At 49.6% G+C, this 22,842-nt stretch carries 19 protein-coding genes, 1 tRNA gene and 1 pseudogene; 16 read left to right on the forward strand and 5 right to left on the reverse strand.

All coding sequences use genetic code 11. From position 1 onward, the window contains the following. Positions 1 to 14: 14 nt before the first annotated feature. Positions 15 to 80, forward strand: a pseudogene (locus LVQ79_RS22675) (multiple stress resistance protein BhsA); the annotation flags it as partial. Positions 81 to 133: 53 nt separating this feature from the next. Here LVQ79_RS22675 and LVQ79_RS17635 read toward each other — a convergent pair. Then, positions 134 to 931, reverse strand: a complete 798-nt coding sequence (locus tag LVQ79_RS17635) for a MipA/OmpV family protein (protein WP_232865929.1) — start codon at positions 929 to 931, stop codon at positions 134 to 136. Between the two features lie 947 nt (positions 932 to 1,878). On the opposite strand from LVQ79_RS17635, the gene LVQ79_RS17640 reads away from it, so the two are divergent. The 5 genes from LVQ79_RS17640 to LVQ79_RS17660 all read left to right on the forward strand — a co-directional run bounded on the left by LVQ79_RS17640 (position 1,879) and on the right by LVQ79_RS17660 (position 11,383). Then, the gene (locus tag LVQ79_RS17640) at positions 1,879 to 5,955 is read left to right on the forward strand and encodes a retention module-containing protein (RefSeq protein ID WP_232865930.1); all 4,077 of its coding nucleotides are present in this window, start codon (positions 1,879 to 1,881) and stop codon (positions 5,953 to 5,955) included. Between the two features lie 182 nt (positions 5,956 to 6,137). Next, the gene (alr, locus tag LVQ79_RS17645) at positions 6,138 to 7,376 is read left to right on the forward strand and encodes an alanine racemase (RefSeq protein WP_232865931.1); all 1,239 of its coding nucleotides are present in this window, start codon (positions 6,138 to 6,140) and stop codon (positions 7,374 to 7,376) included. A 210-nt stretch (positions 7,377 to 7,586) separates the two neighbouring features. Further along, positions 7,587 to 8,588: a LacI family DNA-binding transcriptional regulator gene (locus LVQ79_RS17650; protein WP_232865932.1), complete on the forward strand. Its 1,002-nt coding sequence runs from the start codon at positions 7,587 to 7,589 to the stop codon at positions 8,586 to 8,588. Between the two features lie 150 nt (positions 8,589 to 8,738). Then, positions 8,739 to 10,205, forward strand: a complete 1,467-nt coding sequence (gene nhaC / locus LVQ79_RS17655) for a Na+/H+ antiporter NhaC (protein ID WP_232865933.1) — start codon at positions 8,739 to 8,741, stop codon at positions 10,203 to 10,205. Next, entirely contained in the window at positions 10,202 to 11,383 is a 1,182-nt protein-coding gene (locus tag LVQ79_RS17660) for a MalY/PatB family protein (protein WP_232865934.1), read from the forward strand. The genes nhaC and LVQ79_RS17660 overlap by 4 nt, the downstream gene beginning before the upstream one ends. A 75-nt stretch (positions 11,384 to 11,458) precedes the next feature. Here LVQ79_RS17660 and LVQ79_RS17665 read toward each other — a convergent pair whose 3' ends face one another. From LVQ79_RS17665 to LVQ79_RS17675, 3 genes are all read right to left on the reverse strand, one after another. Then, on the reverse strand, positions 11,459 to 11,998 hold the full coding sequence (locus tag LVQ79_RS17665) for a DUF2058 domain-containing protein (protein ID WP_064512831.1): 540 nt from the start codon (positions 11,996 to 11,998) through the stop codon (positions 11,459 to 11,461). A gap of 148 nt (positions 11,999 to 12,146) precedes the next feature. Then, a tRNA-Arg gene (locus LVQ79_RS17670) sits at positions 12,147 to 12,221 on the reverse strand. A gap of 203 nt (positions 12,222 to 12,424) precedes the next feature. Continuing rightward, complete coding sequence (locus LVQ79_RS17675) at positions 12,425 to 13,390, reverse strand: formate/nitrite transporter family protein (protein WP_255669096.1); 966 nt, start codon at positions 13,388 to 13,390, stop codon at positions 12,425 to 12,427. 204 nt (positions 13,391 to 13,594) lie between these two features. On the opposite strand from LVQ79_RS17675, the gene ccmA reads away from it, so the two are divergent. The 9 genes from ccmA to mlaA all read left to right on the forward strand — a co-directional run bounded on the left by ccmA (position 13,595) and on the right by mlaA (position 20,717). Continuing rightward, complete coding sequence (gene ccmA / locus LVQ79_RS17680; RefSeq protein ID WP_232865935.1) at positions 13,595 to 14,203, forward strand: cytochrome c biogenesis heme-transporting ATPase CcmA; 609 nt, start codon at positions 13,595 to 13,597, stop codon at positions 14,201 to 14,203. Further along, positions 14,200 to 14,859 carry a heme exporter protein CcmB gene (ccmB, locus tag LVQ79_RS17685; RefSeq protein ID WP_232865936.1) on the forward strand — a complete coding sequence of 220 codons (660 nt, stop codon included), beginning with the start codon at positions 14,200 to 14,202 and terminating at the stop codon, positions 14,857 to 14,859. The genes ccmA and ccmB overlap by 4 nt, the downstream gene beginning before the upstream one ends. Before the next feature lie 81 nt (positions 14,860 to 14,940). After that, a complete protein-coding gene (locus LVQ79_RS17690) occupies positions 14,941 to 15,678 on the forward strand; it encodes a heme ABC transporter permease (RefSeq protein WP_232865937.1) in 738 nt (245 codons plus the stop codon). Further along, positions 15,675 to 15,887 carry a heme exporter protein CcmD gene (gene ccmD, locus LVQ79_RS17695; RefSeq protein ID WP_232865938.1) on the forward strand — a complete coding sequence of 71 codons (213 nt, stop codon included), beginning with the start codon at positions 15,675 to 15,677 and terminating at the stop codon, positions 15,885 to 15,887. The genes LVQ79_RS17690 and ccmD overlap by 4 nt, the downstream gene beginning before the upstream one ends. Further along, positions 15,884 to 16,363, forward strand: coding sequence for a cytochrome c maturation protein CcmE (gene ccmE / locus LVQ79_RS17700; RefSeq protein WP_232865939.1), 480 nt, complete (start codon positions 15,884 to 15,886; stop codon positions 16,361 to 16,363). The genes ccmD and ccmE overlap by 4 nt, the downstream gene beginning before the upstream one ends. Beyond that, the gene (locus LVQ79_RS17705) at positions 16,360 to 18,312 is read left to right on the forward strand and encodes a heme lyase CcmF/NrfE family subunit (protein ID WP_232865940.1); all 1,953 of its coding nucleotides are present in this window, start codon (positions 16,360 to 16,362) and stop codon (positions 18,310 to 18,312) included. The genes ccmE and LVQ79_RS17705 overlap by 4 nt, the downstream gene beginning before the upstream one ends. After that, positions 18,309 to 18,866, forward strand: coding sequence for a thiol:disulfide interchange protein DsbE (gene dsbE / locus LVQ79_RS17710; protein ID WP_151995277.1), 558 nt, complete (start codon positions 18,309 to 18,311; stop codon positions 18,864 to 18,866). Before LVQ79_RS17705 ends, dsbE begins: the two co-directional genes overlap by 4 nt. Then, positions 18,863 to 19,942: a cytochrome c-type biogenesis protein CcmH gene (locus LVQ79_RS17715; protein ID WP_232865941.1), complete on the forward strand. Its 1,080-nt coding sequence runs from the start codon at positions 18,863 to 18,865 to the stop codon at positions 19,940 to 19,942. The genes dsbE and LVQ79_RS17715 overlap by 4 nt, the downstream gene beginning before the upstream one ends. Positions 19,943 to 19,958: 16 nt before the next feature. Then, positions 19,959 to 20,717 carry a phospholipid-binding lipoprotein MlaA gene (gene mlaA / locus LVQ79_RS17720; RefSeq protein ID WP_232865942.1) on the forward strand — a complete coding sequence of 253 codons (759 nt, stop codon included), beginning with the start codon at positions 19,959 to 19,961 and terminating at the stop codon, positions 20,715 to 20,717. A 68-nt stretch (positions 20,718 to 20,785) separates the two neighbouring features. Here mlaA and fadL read toward each other — a convergent pair whose 3' ends face one another. Then, entirely contained in the window at positions 20,786 to 22,078 is a 1,293-nt protein-coding gene (fadL, locus tag LVQ79_RS17725) for a long-chain fatty acid transporter FadL (protein ID WP_502258316.1), read from the reverse strand. 370 nt (positions 22,079 to 22,448) lie between these two features. Here fadL and LVQ79_RS17730 point away from each other — a divergent pair, with 370 nt between their 5' ends. After that, positions 22,449 to 22,733 carry a YfcZ/YiiS family protein gene (locus LVQ79_RS17730; protein ID WP_064512780.1) on the forward strand — a complete coding sequence of 95 codons (285 nt, stop codon included), beginning with the start codon at positions 22,449 to 22,451 and terminating at the stop codon, positions 22,731 to 22,733. Positions 22,734 to 22,842: the final 109 nt, after the last annotated feature.

A 22,842-nucleotide genomic window follows, 5' to 3' on the forward strand; every position in this document is an offset into this window, starting at 1 on the left:
TTTGAGAGGCTAAAGTTTATAAAATATTATCAGCAACCGGAGATAATAAATTGCACGGTGTTGCTGAGATATATAAGTAAACACTATTGCTGAGTCAGTTTATCTATTAGAACCTGACTCAGCATATTTATATCTACCAGATATAGCCGACGGCAAGGAGCCCATACAGCTCTCCGTTGTGCTGAACGATAGGACTGTCTGCGATATCTTTGTCATAAAATTCATAGTTGGCAGCAAACATTCCTACCCATTTGGAATTGAAACGATAGCTGGTAATTACCGCCGCCATTGGGGAGAAGGTGGTACCGGTATCCCATTCCGGGCGTTCAGGTGTTGCTTCGCTTTTCGAAACACCGCCGAAGTAATAGTTTGCCATCTTATCGCTGCGAATCATCATCCCCATGCCAGGCATAACCAATAAATTTCCCTTAATGATTGGAAAATCAGCCCACAACAATAATTCCTGACCATTGCTACGGCCTGTTACATCTGAACTAATTCGTGCACTAAGTAGAGCGTAAGGGGTAATGATCGTTCCACCGACACCAGCTTCTAACTCTGATTTTCGCTTGTGCATTCCGTCGAATGCATCTTCATCATCGGGATCAAGGTTACCAAAGCGGAACCGACCGTATGCATAGGCGGCTACCTTGTCGTCGAGGTGAAAGTAATAACGCGCCCGGTCACCCAGATACATGAATTGTTCGCCAAAATAGACAGCACCAGGGACGATATAGGTATCATTTTTCTGCGCTTCGTAACGTGGTGTGCCGCTAATGACAGCCCCGCCTAATACCAGGCCTTTGGGGATGGGGCTGGTGGCATTGTCCTTGGCGAATAAATCTAAGGAGCCTAGATCAACTTCGGCTTTCGCGGATGTACTTAGCAGCAGCAGGGAGCAGAGTGCAGCAAAATGTCGGTCTGGTCTCATCGAATTTCCCAAAAGTGGTGAGCGCGTGGGTATTTTCATTCTTGTCAAAATGTCTGTCCCGTACGAATCATTGCAGCTGATTTCATTATGTAAATGACAGATCTGCTGAGGGGTAGGCTTCTTGAAAAGTTTAGTTCACTGGCAAGAGAGAGAACTAAATTATTTATACTGTAATCAAGGTTATGCGGCGGGTGTTGAAATAATCATCAACATTGGCAGTGAACGAAGCTCTTTTAAATTAGATAATTACAGTATGAATATCTTATTGGTTATATTTTTTGTGGTTTTTAAAACTACTATTTAATTTATTGCCTATGATGAATCTGAGTGGATTTGATTTGAAATGTAGAATAATGGACATTATTGGGCTAGTGACAAATTTTAATGTTATCGACACAAAGTTCTAACATCACTGTGTGGTATTTATGCAGTCAGAGCAATTTTTGCATAATAAATGCCATGATTACTCAAAAGTGGATGTTAAATTTTTTATTTTAGTTGGGTTGCATATGAATCAGCCTGGTTTCTTTCTGGGAAATGAATTTTTTATTATTTGAGATGTTACTCACTTTATTTTTTAGTGTAAGTTATTATGTATCTGGCAACGGCAGCTTTCTTATACAGATTTCATTGTAAATAAAAAGTTAATATTAATTTTTTAATTAAAGAAAGATGTTCATTTTTAGACAAAGTGGCACATCGAATTCTTATTTTGTTGCATCTATACCCAAAATAATTCGAGTTGTAGGAAGGCGGTGACGCAGTGACAAATTCGTCGGGAACGAATTTGACCAGCCAAAGGCTGGCCTCCGGTGAGAGACAGGAGTCTCTCATTAATCCCCGGGAGCTTACTCAAGTAAGTGACTGGGGTGAGCGAGTATTGCCAACGCACATGCAACTTGAAGTATGAAAGGTATATGTAATATCAATACTCAGGGGCAAGTGGTTTGCACAACATACTCGGTATCGTCAAAGTAGTCATTGGACAGGTTTTTGCTATAGCTGTTGATGGAACGCAGCGTGAATTGCATGAAGGGGATCGAATCTTCGCTGGAGAAGAAATCGTAACCGGTGCTAACGGCGCATTAACGGTGAACTTATCCGATGGTCATACAATGGATATGGGGCGTAATAGTCACTGGAGTGACCAAAGCGGCGTAAGTGCTGCGGCTAACACTGAGCATGCAACGGATGATGTTGCAGCACTCCAGCAGGCAATTACAGATGGTGTTGACCCGACTAAAGCACTGGAAGCAACTGCTGCTGGTAATGAGACGCCAATTGAAGCCGGTACTGGCGGCGGCGGGCATTTCATTGAGCGAGTAGACCTGACTGGCGAAGTGCTGGATGTTACTTCGGGCTTTGCCACAAACAGCTTAAATTCCCAAATATCAGGCAACCGCGAATTCGATACTTTCTCTGCTCCGATTGATAATGTTCAGGACACAAATACTAATCCTACCCTGACGCAAACGGTGCAGCAGACTCCTACCAATAACGCTGTACCGGTGGGCGATCTGACGCCATCGAAAACGGTGGAGCAGCCACTGGTAGAAACGCCACACGTCGACCGACCGTCAGAGATCCCGACGACGGAGCTGATGCCAGCAGAAGTTCCGCTAACAACACTGACCCCGACCGACGTTCCGCAGACGACGCTGACGCCAGCCGACGTTCCGCAGACGACGTTGACCCCGGCCGACGTTCCGCTGACCACGCTGACGCCAGCCGACGTTCCGCAGACGACGCTGACCCCGGCCGACGTTCCGCAGACGACGTTGACGCCAGCCGACGTTCCGCTGACCACGCTGACGTCGGCCGAAATTCCGCAGACGACGCTGACGCCGGCAGAAGTTCCACTGACGACGTTGACCCCGGCCGAAATTTCGCAGACGACGCTGACGCCAGCCGACGTTCCGCTGACGACACTGACGCCAGCCGACGTTCCGCTGACCACGCTGACGCCGGCAGAAATTCCGCTGACGACGTTGACGCCGGCCGAAATTCCGCAGACGACGCTGACGCCAGCCGAAATTCCACTGACGACACTGACGCCGGCCGACGTTCCGCAGACGACGCTGACGTCGGCAGAAATTCCGCAGACGACGCTGACGCCGGCCGAAATTCCGCAGACGACGTTGACCCCGGCCGACGTTCCGCTGACGACGTTGACTCCAGCCGACGTTCCACTGACCACGCTGACGCCGGCCGAAATTCCACTGACGACGCTGACGCCAGCCGACGTTCCGCAGACGACGCTGACGCCGACCGACGTTCCGCAGACGACACTGACCCCAGCCGACGTTCCACTGACCACGCTGACGCCAGCCGACGTTCCGCAGACGACGCTGACCCCAGTATTTGTTCCGCAGACCGAGCTGACGCCCGCGAAACATCACGATCACGTCAACATCACTATTGATAACATTGTGACCGAGACAACCCCGCCAACAATGGAGCTGCACGGCACCATTACCCATGTTAATGGTGGCAGTGGATCACCGGATGGTTTTGATGTTCAGGATGGCAAAATTGTCAGTATCGGTTCAAATGTGCGTATCTATTTGAGCAAGGATGATTTCGAGCCGAAGTGCGACGATCCTGAACATCAGATCCAGCATTACAACGAAGGTAATCAGAAAGGTGATGGGAATTATTCCGATGTATTTGTCGTGCATCCGGGCAGCCAATATATACGCCCTGCTGATAGTTATCACGATAACCTTCAGAGCGTTAAAGGGGATTCGCAGAGCGGACATAAAGACTATATCTTCCTGCAAGATGGTGAAGGGATTCATTACAAGATTACATCAGGTGTCGATCACCCTGAAAACCATCAGGTGAATTCTTGGGATAATGTTTCGGTTACTGGGACTGATGGCCATGGCCACACGTTATCTTTAAATGGTTCAAACCAAATTGCGGGAGTGATTTACGGTGATGGCACTTCTCCTAACTCGCCAGAGAGTAATCCTCCACAGGTAGAGTCTCCTGCCAGCGAGCAGCACTCTACTATCACCGGTACCGTAACGGGTGACGCAGCGCTGGGCGACATCGTGAAGCTGACCGTCAACGATCACCACTATAAAGGTGAGGTGGTTGACTTGGGTAACGGGAAGCTCGGCTACAATATTGGGGTTGAAACAGGCGATCTGAAAGAGGGGCTACCTGTCCATGTCAGCATCACTATCAAAGATGACTTGGGCCATGTGACAACAGCGACGGCAGATAAAAATATTGATCATGACCAGGTCCCTCCAGCCAATTCATCTGATGATGCCGATACAATTGATGCTACCCATGATCTATACCCAGCGAGCCATGACCATGATGTGAGCGCCACTATTTCCATCGATCAAGGCATCGGAGATGGCAATACTAATGCCGGTCAATTGCTGGGTATTACGACTAATGTCATTGGCACCGTCGGGGGGAATGTCCATGTACATGATGAAGTCACCCTGGTGGTTAACAATCATACCTACTACGGTTACGTGCAGCCGATGGGAAATGGGCAGTTGGGTTATAGCATAGCGGTAACGACCACTGACCTGTCAGACAACCAGATTGCTCATGCCAGCGTGAAAACGGCGGATGGTGTAGAAGCACATGCGGAGTATAGAGCAGGGCTTTCTATCACAATCGATCAGGTGGCTGGTGATGACAATATCAATGGGCTGGAAGGTCAAAAACAGACCACGGATGTCACCGGTACGGTGAGTGGTGATGCGAAAGCCGATGATTTAGTCACGCTAACAATCAATGGTCATGATTATACAGGTCAAGTTGTTGACTTAGGTGACGGCCATCTGGGTTACAAAATTCCGGTAAATACTGCTGAATTGGCAAATGGCCATGTTATCCACGCAAGCGTGACAGCGAAAGATGGAGTGGGTGATACGGAAGAAGCATACACGGACCATTTCGTTCGTAATGACACCGCCGTGCCAGTCGAAAACACGGACAATACGGATTTGGCGCGAGAAGCTCCGCCTGCAAATAAAGCTGTAGCAACTGAGGGGGCTGCAGCTATTGATGCATCACATAGCCCAATTACCCATATCAATGGTGGTAGTGAATCAGCTGATGGTTTTGATGTTCAGGATGGGAAGATAGTTGCCATTGGTTCGAATGTGAATGTCTGGTTGAGTGATGGTGACTCTGAGCCGAACTGTGCCGATCCTCAGAACCAAATAAAGCATTACAGCAATGGCAACGTTAACGGTGATGGAAGCCATGCGGATGTCTTCGTGGTACATGAAGGCAGCGGCTATATGCAGGATGGCAACCACCGTGGCCTGGATGCGATTAACGGAACTACGCAGCAGTTGCAGGGCGGGCACAAAGACTACATCTTCATACAGGATGGTAAAGAGTCCGACTTTGAATTCTCATTCAGCAGCAATAACAATGCGCAGACCAACGTGAACACGCTGGATAATGTGACGGTGACGGGCACTGTAGGGCAGGAGCTACATTTACAGGGTATGAACCATCTTGAAGGGGTGATCTATGGTGATGGCACTGTCCATACGCCAAACGAGGGCCGTACATCGATTTCTCATTCCGATGCTCCGGTATCTGAAGCTGAACATTCGTTACCTCCAGCCGCACCTCCTGTACCTTCTGCCGAAGAAAGCGCTGTTCACGCGACAGTAGAGCACCACGCTGAACAGTCGCATTCGCTTAATAACTTGCTGGAAAGTAATGATGATCTTTTCCTTCCGGCAGCTGCGCCATCAGCAGATAGCGCCTTACACCACTCCGTCAGTACTGATCTGGGCAGTGATCAGGATCAGCATGTTGAAGATCGCATAAACCTGAGTGACCTGGCTCATGAGCTTGAGCATGGCACGGATATTACCAGCCTGATTAAAGGGACTGAGCAATCGGGTAGCGAACCGACGGTTATCGATCCTAAAGCACATGCGGCTCCGGCTATGATGTCTGAGTCTGCGGGAATGGACAGTTTGCAGCACTCATCATTTGATCATTTATTGCATAAACCAGAGCACCAGTACTAACGCTTAACACCAGTAATGAATAAGAGCCTGCCAGCGAAAGTGGGCAGGCTCTTTTAATTTCAGCCGTCTATGTAATATTCGGAACAAGGACATTAAATTAAGATGGGAATCAGGAAGATAACCTGGTTTCACATATGTTTATTGGTTCGCTAGAACCATTTTAACCTTGCTAAGGAGTTAGCATGCCACTGCATTTACGCCGTTTAGCTTTAATCCCTCTGTTTGTTCTGACCGCTTGTAATAGCCACACCAATACCACCGTTCCTCCAACCAGCACACTTTCCGCTGCGGGGTATCACCACCAACAACTGGTCGTTGATAACTCAACACTTGAAATCTCGCGTAGCGCACTGGAATACAACGTACAAAAAGTACAAAAACTGCTGGGTAATAAATCGACCATGTGCGCCATTCTGAAAGGGGATGCCTACGGGCACGACCTGTCGCTGGTCACACCGGTGATGCTGGCAAACAACGTGCAGTGTATTGGCGTTGCCAGCAATGAAGAACTTAAAACTGTTCGTGATCTTGGCTTCAAAGGCCGCTTGCTGCGCGTGAGAAATGCCACTGAAGAAGAGATGCGTCAGGCGACGGACTATGACACCGAAGAGTTAATCGGCAATCTGGATATGGCTAAACGCCTGGATGCAATTGCTCAACAACAAGGGAAAACTCTGCGTATTCACCTGGCGCTGAACTCCGGCGGCATGTCACGTAACGGGCTGGAGGTGAGTAACCAGGAAGGGCTGAACGATGCGAAAGCTATCTCTGAACTAAGCCACTTGAAAATCGTCGGCATCATGTCGCATTACCCTGAAGAAGATGCGGCGGCTGTGCGTAAAGACCTCGCGCGCTTTAAAGTTCAGTCACAGCAGGTTCTGGATATCACGGGCCTGAAACGTGAAGACGTAACAATGCATGTTGCTAACAGCTTCGCGACGCTGACAGTACCTGAATCCTGGCTGGATATGGTGCGTGTTGGTGGTGTGTTTTATGGCGACACCATTGCCAGCAACGATTACAAACGCGTAATGACGTTAAAATCGTCTATCGCCTCGGTGAATCGTTATCCTAAAGGCAATACCGTGGGTTACGACCGCACCTACACCCTGAAACGTAACTCTGTGCTGGCCAACATTCCGGTGGGGTATGCCGATGGTTACCGCCGTGTGTTCAGCAACGCGGGGCACGTACTGATTCGTGGCCAGCGTGTACCCATTCTTGGCAAAACATCGATGAATACCGTGGTAGTTGATGTGACCGATTTAAAAGGTGTTACGCCTGGGGATGAAGTGGTTCTGTTTGGTAAGCAGGGGAATGGAGAGATTACCGCGACTGAAGTAGAAGATATCAGTGGTGCATTATTTACCGAAATGTCGATTCTCTGGGGTGCTACGAACAAGCGCGTACTGGTTGATTGATATTTTTAGCCCAGTTCTAAGCTGGGCTTTTTCTATTAGCATCTCTTATTTTTATTGCCGCGAACTTAGAGCGTTGTAGTAAATCGTTGCATGACTTTACCAACAGATATCATTGATTCGGCATTTTGCTGGATCTAATGCCATATGCTTTGATGGTATGCTCGTGATGGTTTTTCTAAGAACTCAGGTTCTCCCTATCAAAGTGAATCTATGGCGACAATGAAAGAGGTTGCCCTGTTGGCCGGAGTGTCGACAGCAACGGTATCTCGGGTAATAAATCAAACTTCATACGTTGAACCTGTTACGCAGGAACGTGTGGAGAAAGCTATGCGTGAGCTGAACTATCGGCGTAATGCTGCAGCTCTGGCTCTCGCCAAACGTAGTGGCAATATGCTGGGGTTGTTAACCGGCAATCTGGCCGATCCGTTTTTTGCCCGATTAGCCCGAGGTGTAGAAGAAGTTGCACGCCAGCAGGGGTTTCGTCTGATGGTCTGTAGTGGCGGCCATCAGGCTGAGCTGGAGAAGTCAGGCTTAGATTTTTTGATTAACCAGGGCTGTGAAGCCATTGTCGTGCATGCGACGCGCCTGCCCGACCAGGATTTAATTCGCTATAGCACCCATACCCCCGCTATGGTCCTTGTGAACCGCTACATTCCATCCATATCACCTCGCTGTGTTTGGCTGGATAACCAAAGTGCAGCACGTCAGGCCACACGATACCTGTTGGAAAACGGCCATCGCTGTATTGCCTGTATTACATCAGACTTGCCCATTAATGACCGACAGCAGCGGCTGGAAGGCTACCGATTAGCGATGGCTGAATTTGGGATTACCCCGGAGAAAAGCTGGATAATTAGCGTGCCATTTAATGAAGAAGGTGGGGAAACGGCCGCCAGAAAACTTCTCGATAGCCACATTCCTTTTACTGCGGCATTTACCTTTAACGATGTTATGGCCGCCGGTATGATGCGCGCCCTTCATCAACAAGGCGTTGTCCTACCTGAACAGTTGTCACTGGTGGGTTTTGATGATGTAGTACTCGCGCGTTATCTGTTCCCGGCCTTAACCACTATGCACTATCCGATTGAGCGCATGGCCCGGCATGCAGCTCTGCTCGCCATTGGGTTACATCAACATGAAACGCCACCGCCGCGCTCCTTGTGTTTTGCTGCTGAACTGATCGAACGAGATTCGGTGATGCGGAAAAATTAATTGAAGGCGTACCGTCAATGGCTCTTTCTGTGATAAATGTCACAACTTTATTCTTCATGTATGCGGTTACATGGCAGCATCCTTTCCATCACATTTGCATTGTTCTGTTCCCTTTACGCTGCATCCACCAAAATAAATCGGAACACAATTATGAAAGCGAATGAACCACACAACGACAAAAAAGCGCTCTCTTTTGGGCTGGCTTTGCTCCCCATAATCGCGATGCTGGCATTTCTCATCATCGGATATGGGGTGATGGGGTTGCGTATTGAGCCGTTGCTTTTGAGCTCTGCGGCGATTGCGGCAGGTCTTGCCTGGTGGCAAGGATATAGTTGGGATGATGTGATGAATTCCATCGTCGCTAAACTCGCGAAAGCGATGCCGGTTATTATGATTTTGATATGCGTCGGCGGGCTTATTGGCACCTGGATGTTTAGCGGCACTATTCCTTATATGGTGTACTGGGGACTGAAGCTGATTAGCCCTCAATATATTCTTATCGCTGCATTTTTTCTGACCAGTGTGGTGTCAGTTTGTACCGGCACATCATGGGGTTCGGCGGGCACGGTTGGCGTAGCATTGATGGGGGTTGCTTCCGGGCTGGATGTCCCACTAGCTGCCGCAGCAGGGGCAGTGGTTTCTGGTGCCTACTTTGGCGACAAAATCTCTCCGCTGTCGGATTCAACTAACTTTGCGGCCATTGTTGCTGACACCTCGTTGTATGAACATATCCAGCATTTGATGTACACCACCATTCCGAGCTTCATTCTGGCAGCCATTGTTTATCTGGTTGCAGGCCACAGCAGCATGATGGGCGAAGTTGCCACTCCGCAGCGCGTGACGGACATTATTAACGCACTGGATAGCCTGTATAACTTCCATATCGTACTGATACTGCCGCCAATTATTGTCCTTTGGGGTGCTATCAGCAAAAAACCGGTCATCCCGTTGATGCTGATTGCCTGCTTGCTGGCCATTATTCTTGGCGTCTGGCTACAGGGATTGAGTGTTAAGCAGGGGCTGGATGCATTCATGGATGGTTTTAACATCAACATGTTCCCACAGGGTTCTGATGGGGTGATTGCGGATGTACCTCGCCTGCTTAATCGCGGTGGCCTGTTCTCAATGATGAGTACAATCTTGCTGGTATTCTGTGCTTTCTCTTTTGCTGGTGCACTGACACTGACAGGCGCACTGACTATCATTATCAACCGCTTGCTCACCGTTATTCATAGCGTAGGTCAACTGATTGCGGCCACTATTGGCACGACTATTCTGGTTACGGCTGCTACCAGCGACGGCAAACTGGCGCTGCTGGTTCCGGCCGAGCTTTATCAGGATGCGTATCGCCGCATGGGTTTAGATACCAAAAATCTTTCCCGCACCATTGAAGATGCGGGAACTGTGATTGAGCCTCTTATTCCGTGGACCGCTGCGGGGGTCTATATGGCGACCACGCTGGGCATAAGTACTCTGGATTTCTTACCCTGGGCCGTACAGTGTTACTCCGCTATTTTCTTTGCTTTGATTTATGGTTTTACCGGGTTTGGTATCGCTAAAGCACCGATTAAAGTCACTACACCAATGGAGAATTCAAAGCAGGAGGCTACATCATGAATAACAATTTTGACCAGGTGATTAATCGCCATGCTACGGGTTCAGTGAAATGGGATTTCATCGATCGTTATCAGAATATGCAAACTGACAATTTACTCCCAATGTGGGTTTCTGATTATGATTTTGCCTGCCCACCAAATGTGTTGGAGGCGCTTCATCGGCGTGTTGATCATGGTGTGTTTGGTTACAGCGAGCGTGATGAAAAATACTACACGGCGCTGACTAACTGGTTTGAGCGTCGCCATCAGCTCCTGATTCGCCCTGAATGGGTTTGCAGCATTGAAGGAGTCGTGCCGGGCCTTTCACTGCTGGTACAAATGCTAAGCCAGGTGGGTGATAGCGTTGTGGTTCAGGGGCCGTACTACGGATCATTTGCCAAAATTATTACGCTTAACCAGCGCCAACTGGTTGAAAATCTGCTGCAAGAAGATCCAGATGCAGGATATGTGATGGATCTTGAGCAGTTAGAGGAATTGTTTAGCAAATACCGCCCGCCACTGTTCATTCTGTGTAATCCACATAACCCTACAGGGCGTTGCTGGAGCAAAGATGAGTTAACCAAGCTTTTGGCGCTATGTGAAAAATACGATGTGACGGTACTTTCAGACGAAATCTGGGCTGATTTGCTGCTGCCAGGCTCAACGTTTACCTCTGTTTTGCATCTTGAGTCTTGCTGGCATTCAAGGGTAATTGCTGCCACATCAGCAAGTAAAACCTTTGGACTCTCATCGCTGCGGATCTCTAACTTCCTTATTCCTGATGCAGATTTAAAGGGGAGATTTATCGAGCGTTTAAATGCTCACGGTCTGGACGTATTCAATGCGCTTTCGATGGAAGCGGCTACTGCGGCATATAATGGTGCCGAACACTGGCTGGACGAATTGCTTGGTTATCTCGCGGCAAATCGTGATTGGTTTGTGTCGCAGGTAGAGAACTATTTGCCGTGGTTACGTGTTATTCCGGCACAAGGTACCTATTTGATATGGATAGATTGCCGCGCATTGGGTTTGAACGATGATGAGTTAAAGAACGTGATGACTGAGATAGCCGGTATTGCTCCTTCTATGGGGAGTGGTTTTGGCCCATCAGGCTCGGGCTTTATTCGTCTGAATCTCGGTTGCCCGCGCAGTTATCTTGAGCAAGCCATTAAAGGGCTGCTGCGTATTGGCGCGCAGTAGCTTCAAACATAATAATACGCCCCTCAGCCAGCCTTGGCTGAGGGGCGTATTTCAAAGGGACGCTGGAAACTTTCCCTACCACATCAAATCATCGGGCACGACAAAGTCAGCATACGGGTCTTCTTCGTCTTGAGCTTCCTGGCTCAGCGTACTGTTTAATACGATATAGCTCGCATCACGCTGCGCAATTTTATCGGCAACACTTGCTGGGATAATCGCGTATTCACCTTCAGGATTTTTATCTGTCATCAAACGAGCAATAGCGAGACGGCCATTGGTTAATTGAGTCTGAGTAACCTTATCCACATAGATTTTTTTAATTAAATTGTTATCTGTGAAGTTATAGCCAATATCGCCTTTTGAAATAACAATTCTATTCATTTCAATCAGCTGTTTAATTTGAGCTTTATATTCTTTAGATAAAGCAGCTTGCTTTTGTTGTTCAACCAGCTCTTTATCACGTTCAATTTGCGCCTTTTTATTCTCTTCTACAGCCTCGCGTGCCTCACGAGCCTGAACTCGTGATTTTTTGGCCGTTCTCTGAACTTTGGCCATTTTTTTACTGCTGACTAAGCCAGCTTTCAGCATCTGCTCTTGTAATGTGAGTTTTGTCATGTTCGTGGTCTAAAAGATTCAAATAGTACCAGGGATTATACCTTGAATTTCCGAGGCTGTACCAGGCTGTGGGAGTGGGGGGAAATCAAAGTTGCTGAAAGAGTTAGTGCGAGTTTGGTGGTTTCTTGCGGATGTGGAGAAATATTAATGGTGTCCCCTGCAGGAATCGAACCTGCAACTAGCCCTTAGGAGGGGCTTGTTATATCCATTTAACTAAGAGGACCTAATGCCCGTCATACTTCAAATTATGGGGGTGTTGGCTGCGTTCACAAATTCCAGTCACTTACTCAAGTAAGCTCCTGGAGATTTGTTCTTTTGCCACCTACCCACAATTCGAACTATTTAGGGCATTGCGCGGCGTAGTATACCCGCTTTTAGGTCTGAGTTAAGGGGCAGGGCTGTTGATCGCCTGAAACGTAACCATTTTTATGTGCGTCGCGCCTGCTTTTTGTCTTCGCCACCTTCTTTACCGTCTTCCACTTCCTGTTTGCGCTTCGCTTTAGCCTTCGTCTCTGCTTTTTTCTTGTTGCTCATATCGTTACGGATTTGCGCATGGCTAATCAGTGCGAAGATAAACGTGCCGCCGCAGATGTTGCCTGCGAGCGTTGGCAAGGCGAACGGCCAGAAGAATTCACTCCAGTGGATGGTACCGTTAAATACCAGGTAGAGAATTTCCACGGAGCCGACCACGATGTGGGTTAAATCCCCAAGCGCGACCAGCCAGGTCATGATGATGATGACAAATATTTTTGCCGAACCTGCTGACGGGAACATCCACACCATGGTGGCGATTATCCAGCCGGAAATGATGGCGTTGGCAAACATTTCGCCCGGCGTGTTGTGCATCACGTCCATTCCGATAGAAACGAATGCGTCGCGGGTTTGCTCGTCAAATATCGGCATATATTCAAACGCATATGCCGCAAGGCCGGTGCCGATAATATTGCCGAGTAAAACCATGCCCCATAAGCGCATCAACAGCAGGAAGTTGCTGCCGCTAGGTTTGTGCATCACGGGCAGGACAGCGGTGACGGTGTTTTCAGTAAACAGTTGTTGGCGTGCCATGATCACGATGATAAAGCCAAAGGTGTAGCCGAGGTTTTCGAGTAAAAAACTACCCGGTACACCTTCCAGATTGACGTGAAATATTCCCTTTGCCAGCAGCGATGCGCCCATCGATAACCCGGCGGCAACGGCTGACCAAAACAACGCCATTGCGTCGCGTTCCAGTTCTTTTTCACCGTCCTGGCGAATGTGCTCGTGAATCGCCATCGCCCGCGATGGCAGTTGTTCCTCGTCTACTTCAATTTTTTCCCCGTGATCTTTTTCGTCACTTTCGACCTCAATTTCATCGGTGGATTTGTTGATTTTTTCTTCTTTAATTTCACCCATTTTTAAGGTCACTCACTCATTATTGTCTTCTCTAAGCGTAGCGGCTTTTGGCGTTGTTCCCCGCCTTGCGGGCTAAATTGAGATAATTTTGATCTCGGGTGTGCGGATTACCTCTTTTGGAGTACCGCAGCGGCGCGAGCCCAACTGGAGCAAAGCCTCTGATGTGTTATGATTTTGCATCCCAAGACAAGGAGTGTTCCTCACATGCTTGATGCCATTAACCTGACCTGCGTACGTGACGACCGCGTGTTATTTAGCGAGTTGTCTTTCACCGTATGCCCAGGTGAAATGGTGCAAATCGCTGGCAAAAATGGCGCGGGGAAAACGTCACTGTTGCGGATTCTGGCGGGGCTTGCGCAGGCGGAAGAAGGTGAAGTGAAGTGGCAAGGTGAAGGCTTATCCCGCGCACGTTACCAGTATCATCAGGATTTGTTGTGGCTCGGGCATCAGCCTGGCATCAAAACCGTTCTTACCGCATTTGAAAATTTGAGCTTTTTTCACGCTCAAAGCGCGGAAACCCTACGTTGGCAAGCGCTCACTGAAGTGGGTTTGTTGGGTTTTGAAGATGTGCCTGTTAATCAACTTTCTGCAGGACAACAACGCCGGGTGGCACTGGCCCGATTATGGCTAAGCTCGCAAAAAATCTGGATTCTTGATGAGCCTTTTACCGCCATTGATGTTACGGGTGTGGAAAAACTTACCCGGCAGTTGAAGCTGCATACCGAACAAGGCGGCATGGTGATTCTCACCACGCATCAGCCACTGGTAGTCAGCAATGTGCGCCAAATCCATTTGCAGGAGAAACTGGCATGATGCGCCGAATTTTTCTGCATGAACTGCGCGTGGTGTTCCGTAAAGGTGCGGAAATAGCCAACCCACTGTGGTTCTTTCTTATTGTTATTACACTGTTTCCGCTAGGAATTGGCCCTGAGCCGCAACTTCTGGCACGTATTGCGCCGGGCGTGATTTGGGTTGCGGCGCTGTTGGCATCACTACTGGCGATGGACAGATTGTTTCGCGATGATTTTCAGGATGGCTCTCTTGAACAACTGATGTTGCTGCCAATCCCTTTGCCGATGGTGGTGTTAGCGAAAGTGACCGCTCACTGGGTGGTCACTGGCTTGCCGCTACTGATCCTCTCGCCGCTTGCCGCGTTGCTGCTAGGCATGGATTTTTACGGCTGGCAGGTGATGGCGTTAACGCTGCTTATCGGCACGCCGACATTGAGTTTCCTGGGGGCGCCGGGCGTTGGGTTAACGATGGGTTTGCGGCGCAGCGGCGTGCTGCTGAGTCTGTTGGTTTTACCGTTAACGATTCCACTGCTGATATTTGCGACTGCGGCGATGGACGCTGCATCTATGCATCTTCCGGTCGATGGCTATCTGGCAATTTTAGGTGCGTTGCTGGCGGGCAGCGCGACGTTAAGCCCGTTTGCCACGGCGGCGGCGCTGCGTGTCAGTATTCAATAATTAAAAATGTCGGATGGCGCTTCGCGTTTCCGACCTACAAGTTCTAACCCGATTTTTGTCGATATTTTGTGAGCAACGATTATGTGGAAATGGTTACATCAGCTCGCTAAACCCGAGCGGCTTTATCAGCTTTGCGGGCGTCTGGTGCCTTGGTTTGCACTTGTCAGCGCGGTGCTGTTGGTGGTCGGTTGTATCTGGGGCTTTGGTTTCGCGCCCGCGGATTATCAACAGGGCCAGAGCTACCGCATCATGTATCTGCATGTTCCGGCGGCTATCTGGTCGATGGGCATTTACGGATCGATGGCGGTGGCGGCGTTTATCGGCCTTGTGTGGCAGATGAAAATGTCAGACCTTGCGGTAGCGGCAATGGCTCCGGTCGGGGCTGTATTTACCTTTATTGCGCTGGTCACCGGTTCCGCATGGGGCAAACCGATGTGGGGAACCTGGTGGGTGTGGGATGCACGTCTGACTTCCGAGTTGGTGCTGCTGTTTCTCTATATCGGCGTAATTGCTCTATATAACGCCTTTGACGACCGCCGACTGGCCGGGCGTGCGGCGGGTATTTTGGTGTTGGTCGGTGTGGTGAATTTACCGATTATCCACTTCTCGGTGGAGTGGTGGAACACGCTGCATCAGGGCTCGACCAATATGCAGCAAAGTATTGACCCATCAATGCGCACTCCGTTACGCCTGACTATCTTCGGTTTTCTGATGCTGTTTGCCACGCTGACGTTAATGCGCCTGCGCAACCTTATCTTGCTTCAGGAGCAGCGCCGTCCGTGGGTAATGGAACTGGCGAATAAAAGGAGAAGCGCATGACCAGCGCATTTTTAAACTGGACAGAATTTTTTGCCATGGGTGGCTATGCGTTTTACGTCTGGCTGGCTGTCGCGCTAACCTTCATCCCATTGCTGGTATTGGTGGGGCATACCCGTTTGCAGCATCGCACCATTTTAAATTCAGTCACGCGCCAACAGGCACGAGAAAAACGGATTCAGGCAGCACGTCAGGCAGAGGGAACTGAATGAATACGCGTCGCAAAAATCGATTATATCTGGCGCTTTCTGTGCTGGTGGGGTTGGGGCTTACTATCACGCTTGTGCTGTATGCGTTACGTAGCAATATCGATCTCTTCTATACCCCGAGTGAAATTCTATATGGCAAAGGCGAAAGCCACCAGTTGCCAGAAGTCGGGCAGCGTTTACGTGTTGGCGGTATGGTTCAACCCGGCAGCGTGAAGCGTGATAGCCAGACCCTGAAAGTGACATTCAAACTCTATGACGCAAGCGGAGTAGTGGATGTCAGCTACGTCGGTATTTTGCCGGACTTGTTCCGCGAAGGGCAGGGCGTGGTCGCACAAGGCGTGTTTGAAGTCGGTAACAGGATTGAAGCCAAAGAAGTGCTGGCGAAGCATGACGAAAATTACACCCCGCCGGAAGTAAAAGAAGCGATGGAAAAAAATCACCAACGCGCGCCACAGGCCTATAAGGATAACGCTTCATGATGCCAGAAATCGGCAGTTTCTTGCTTTGCCTGGCGCTCGGCTGGTCATTGTTACTCAGTGTTTACCCGCTGTGGGGTGTGAAGCGTAATGACTCACGGTTGATGGCTTCTGCCCGCCCATTAGCATGGGCACTGTTCATCACGCTGTGCGCCTGTTTCCTGGTGCTGGTGAATGCATTTGTGGTGAACGATTTTACCGTACTGTACGTCGCGAATAACTCCAACAGCGAGTTACCTGTGTGGTATCGCGTTGCCGCCACCTGGGGCGCGCATGAAGGCTCATTGCTGCTTTGGGTATTGTTGCTGAGTGCCTGGACGTTTGCCGTGGCGTTGTTTAGCCGCAGCATGCCGCAAGATGCGGTGGCGCGTGTGCTGGCGGTGATGGGGATGATTAATTTCGGCTTCCTGCTGTTTATCATTTTCACCTCGAATCCATTCACCCGCACGCTGCCTGACTTCCCTATTGAAGGGCGTGACCTGAACCCACTGTTACAGGATATCGGGCTGATTTTCCACCCACCGTTGCTGTACATGGGGTATGTCGGTTTCTCCGTGGCGTTTGCGTTTTCTATTGCGGCACTGATGGCCGGGAAACTTGATTCTGCCTGGGCGCGCTGGACTCGCCCATGGACGTTAGCGGCGTGGTCATTTTTAACCATCGGCATTGTTTTAGGTTCGGCCTGGGCTTATTACGAGCTGGGCTGGGGCGGCTGGTGGTTCTGGGACCCAGTAGAAAACGCCTCGTTTATGCCGTGGCTGGCAGGGACGGCGTTAATCCACTCGCTTTCGGTGACTGAAAAGCGCGGCAGCTTTAAAGCCTGGACGGTGCTGCTCGCGATTACCGCATTCTCGCTGTGCTTGCTGGGCACGTTCCTGGTGCGCTCAGGCGTGCTGGTTTCGGTGCATTCATTTGCTTCTGACCCGGCGCGCGGCATGTTTATCCTCGCCTTCCTGGTGATTGTGATTGGCGGTTCGCTGCTGCTGTATGCGGTTCAGGGCGGTAAAGTCCGTTCACGTGTCGGCAACAGTTTGTGGTCGCGGGAATCCTTTTTGCTCGGCAATAACGTGCTGTTAATCGCAGCGATGCTGGTGGTGTTGTTAGGAACGCTGCTGCCTTTAGTGCACAAGCAACTCGGGCTGGGCAGTATTTCTATTGGCGAGCCGTTCTTCAACACGATGTTTACCGCCTTGATGGCCCCGTTTGCACTGTTGCTCGGCATTGGCCCGCTGGTGCGCTGGCGCCGCGATGAACCGCAAAAGCTGATTAAACGCCTGGTTATTGCCGTTGTGGTGACCGTGGTGCTGGCGTTAACGCTGCCATGGCTGATGCAAGACCGTATCGAAGCGATGACTGTCGTCGGTTTACTGATGGCGGTTTGGGTATTTGTGCTGGCGTTAACCGAAGTCTATGAGCGCGCCATGCATCGCCATGGCTTGCTGAAAGGATTATGGAAATTGCCGCGCAGCCATTGGGGCATGGTGTTTGGACATCTGGGGCTGGCGGTAACTGTCGTCGGTATCGCATTTAGCCAGAATTACAGTATTGAGCGTGATGTGCGCATGAAAGCAGGCGACAGTATCGACATTCACCAGTACCACTTTGTGTTCCGCGATGTGCATGAACTGACGGGGCCGAACTACCGTGGCGGCGTGGGTATTATCGACGTGACGCGTAATGGCAAACCTGAAGCCACGCTGCATGCTGAAAAACGTTTCTATAACAGCAACCGCGCCATGATGACCGAAGCGGCAATTGATGGCGGTGTGACGCGCGATCTCTACGCTGCTCTCGGTGAAGAGTTAGATGACGGTAGTTGGGCGGTTCGCCTCTATTACAAACCTTTTGTGCGCTGGATTTGGATGGGCGGAATATTGATGACGCTCGGCGGCCTGTTCTGTTTATTCGACCCACGTTACCGCCAGCGTAAAAACATGCCGGAGGCTGCATGAAGCGCAAAGTATTATTTATCCCGCTCGTTTTATTTTTGTTGTTGGCCGCGATGTTACTGTGGCAACTGGCACGTAATGCGCAGGGCGATGACCCGACCAATCTCGAATCTGCATTAGTTGGGAAAGCGGTGCCGGTGTTCCGTCTTGAGTCTTTGGAAAACCCTGGCAAGATTTATGACCAGTCAGTTCTGACTGATGGCAAACCGTTATTACTCAACGTGTGGGCAACCTGGTGCCCTACATGCCGTGCTGAGCATCAATATCTCAATGGTCTCAAAGCACAAGGCGTGCGGGTGGTCGGCATGAACTATAAAGATGAGCGCCGCAAAGCGATTACCTGGCTGAATGAATTAGGTAACCCTTACGCGCTGAGCCTGTTTGATGGCAACGGTATGCTGGGGTTAGATCTGGGCGTTTACGGTGCACCCGAAACCTTCCTGATCGATGGAAAAGGGATCATTCGTTATCGCCACGCAGGGGATCTTAACGATCGTGTCTGGCAGCAAGAATTAAAACCGCTGTGGGATAAATACAACAAGGAGGCAGGTGCATGAAACGCGTATGGCTATTTCTCATCGCATTCTTGTTCTCGTTTAATGTGCTCGCGGCAATAGACACTTTCCAGTTCAAAGACGAAGCGCAAGAGCAGCAGTTCCGCCAGCTCACTGAGCAATTGCGCTGCCCAAAATGCCAGAACAATAGCATCGCTGATTCTAATGCGATGATTGCCTCTGACATGCGCCTGAAAGTTTATGAACTGATGCAGCAGGGCAAAACGAAGCAGCAGATTATTGATTACATGGTTGAGCGCTACGGCAATTTCGTGACATACGAACCACCGCTAACGCCTGCCACTATCATTTTATGGGTGCTGCCAGTGCTATTTATTCTCGGCGGTGCGGGCGTGATTGTCATGCGCAGTCGTAAACGGCGAGTGCACTTTAGTGATGAGCCTGAAAGTGAAACTCAACCAGCGATTAGCCGAAAAGCCCATTTCTGGTTTTTCGCACCCGGTGCTGTGGTGTTAATTGTAGTGAGTGTTGGTGTTTATCTGAAAACGTCTGACTGGAAACAGGTTCGCGCCTGGCAAAATGTCTCAAACCAGACGCCGCAACTATTACAACGGGCGTTAGATCCGCAGGCCGAACCGCTGAACATGGCGGAAATGGCGGATCTCGGGCTTGGATTGCGCACGCGTTTGCAACATGAACCTGGCAATATTGAAGGCTGGATGATGCTCGGGCGAATTGGTATGGTTCTGAATAACGCAAGTACCGCTACACAAGCTTTTGCACATGCGTATAAACTGTCGCCCACTAACAGTAATGTAAAGCTGGGCTATGCTGAAGTATTGACCCGTAGTGGCGATCCGCAAGATAACCAACTGGGTGGGAATCTGCTGCGAGAGCTCCTTAAAACGGACCATACAAATGTTCGCGTGCTAAGCCTGCTGGCATTTAGCGCTTTCGAACAACAGAATTACCGCGAGGCTATTGGTGCATGGCAAGTCATGCTGAAAGTATTACCGGCAAATGACCAGCGCAGGGCTGTGGTGCAAAGAAGCATCGAGCAGGCGCAGGTTGCACAAGCTGGTATGGACAGCACCAAACCTGAGAGCGCAGACAAATAATAACAGGGAGACACATATGAATTTCCGCCTGACCGGACTGGCGTTGGCCACGACACTTTTAGTCGGGTGCGCCAGCTCTGCCGATCAACAGCCGCAGGGGCGTTCGGACCCATTTGAAGGGTTCAACCGTACAATGTACAACTTCAACTTTAATGTGTTGGACCCGTATGTTGTGCGCCCGGTGGCTGTGGTGTGGCGTGATTATGTGCCGCAACCGGCTCGTAATGGGATAAGTAACTTCACCAGCAACCTGGAAGAACCCGCCACAATGGTGAACTTCTTCATTCAGGGTAACCCGTATCAGGGGATGGTGCACTTTACGCGCTTCTTCCTGAACACAATGCTCGGTATGGGTGGTTTTATCGACGTGGCTGGCATGGCGAACCCTAAACTCCAGCGTGAAGAACCGCATCGCTTTGGTTCAACACTCGGCCACTATGGCGTGGGCTACGGCCCGTATGTGCAATTACCGTTCTATGGCAGCTTTACACTGCGTGATGAAGGTGGTGATTATGCCGATACGCTCTATCCGCTGCTATCGTGGTTGACCTGGCCGATGTCTATCGGCAAATGGACAGTTGAAGGGATCGAAACTCGTGCTCAACTGTTGGACTCTGATGGTTTGCTCAAGCAGTCATCCGATCCGTACATTTTGGTTCGAGAAGCATACTTCCAGAGCCACGACTTTATTGCTAACGGTGGGAAGCTTTCACCATCAGCAAATCCGAATGCTGCAGCAATTGAAGATGACTTGAAAGATATCGACTCTCAGTAAGCATTGAGTGGGTAATAAACATAAAAAAGGCGAAACCGAGGTTTCGCCTTTTTTGTCACTATTAACTATTAGAATGCGTAGTTAAAGTTCATACCGTACAGCCAGGCTTTGCCTTCAGACTGGAAGGTGTAATCACCTTCTTTGATCTCAACGTGCTGACCGTGCATGTAGGAAACGCCCAGGTCTACAGAAGCATCGTCGTTAAATGCGTAGGTAGTACCAGCACTGAGCCAGAAGCGATCCTGGTCAGGAATGGAGATCGAACGTTTGTCTGCCGGAACTGGGCTGTCATCGAACGCGATACCGGTACGGAAGGTCCAGTTTTTATCCATAAAGTAGGTGGTACCTAAAGCAATACGGTACGCATCTTTGAAGCTTTCATCTTTATAGAACAGAGTCTGTCCGTTGGTGCCTGTGGCTTTCAGCTCCTGGAACTGGCTCCAACTGGTGTAAGCCACGCTGTAGTGGATAGCCCACTGCGGCGCTACTTTGTTATAACCGGACAACTCCCACATTTCAGGTAAGTTCAGGGTCAGAGAACCTGGGACAGTTTGGCCGCTGGTTCCCCATGGGAAAGCTGTACCTGCGCCAGGGATAACATTCGCTTGGGCAGGAATATTACTTTTGTAATCACCATCGAAGTCAATTTTGACTTCGGAACGGTAGGTGAAGCCGTAGCGGTTATCTTTATCGATTTCATAAAGAATACCTGCGTTCCAGCCATAACCCCACTCGTCACCTTTCATGTGGGATATTTGGGTTCCTGGAGTGGCAAGGCCTATACCAGAGATTTGTTCACCTGCGTAACGTTCAATTTTTGCTTTAGCGTAAACAGCATCAAAGCCAAGACCAAAGCTCCAGTTGTCATTTAAACGATAAGCACCGCTAAGATTCAGGTTTAAGGTGGTCAGATCGGTTTTGCCACCATATTCACCAGCGATATAATTATTGTTAAATTCTGTAGCAAGGCCGTAGTTGGAGGTAACTGAAGCCCCCCAACCAAACTGTTCATTGATTGGCGCAACAAAATGCAGGTTCGGTACCCACGCAGTTGGCGCGATGTTGTCGGCAGCGGTGCTACGTCCGGTATAGGGTGAGCTACCAGAAATATTAACGTCTGGATCTATAAACACTGCGCCACCGGAGAAGGAAGGGCGGTCAAACATCATGATAGTTGCAGGGTTACGGCTGGCGGAGCCCGCGTTATCCGCAACTGCACCTTCCCCTGAATAAGCTCGGCCTAGGCCTGAGGAAGAGAACTCGTTTAATTGAAAGCCGGCTGAGTAGGCCTGCGATGAGACAATTGCCACTGCAACCGCTAGGGCTGACTTTGTAAACAGGTTTTTCTGGCTCATGACCAAAACCTCATAATGGATTTATTTTTATACAAACAATGTTACATACCGTAACAGGAGCGCGAATAGTAGGGTCTGTTCTGTTACAGAGAAAGCAGACCAGTGGCGAGAGTATAGGTCTGACCAGATGGGATGTTGCAAGTTTGTATCTAAGAATTTTCAAATTTGATCGTCGAAACGAGATCTGACTGGCAAAATCGGGTTCTTCGTCACTTAGCAAAATGGGTGAATCTTGTTTTAGATCATTTTTAAGTGTGATTTGGGTCACTTACGGATTTTGACAAGATTAACGACTGGAGTCGCTTCAACAGGGAGCGTAAAATAGACAAGATTCGTTGAAAACATTTTGCCTTTTAAATACAGAGGAAATCATAAAATGAGTAAGAACACTGCTGATGAAACCCCGGTTTGCTGCTGTATTGATGTCGGCTCTATCATCGATAACACCGACTGCACAGCAACATACAGCCGCGTGTTCGCGACCCGCGCTGAAGCTGACGAAACTCTGGCTGCGCTGACTGAGAAAGCACGTGCCGCAGAATCTGAACCTTGCCAGATCGTCCCTCGTTATACTGAAGAAGCTGACGGCGTTCGTCTGGATATCGATTTCACTTTCAGCTGCCAGGCTGAAACCATGATCTTCCAGCTGGGCCTGCGTTAATATTTCCTGACGCTCTCGTCCCTGAGAGCGTCATTTTCCTCTCTTAAAGCGTGTTCCCCCTCCCAAATTTTTAGTCCCCCGGTTGGCTGATTGTAACTTTTTGGTTAAA

The organism is Buttiauxella cochleicola, assembly GCF_021282405.1.
Lineage (GTDB): Bacteria > Pseudomonadota > Gammaproteobacteria > Enterobacterales > Enterobacteriaceae > Buttiauxella > Buttiauxella massiliensis.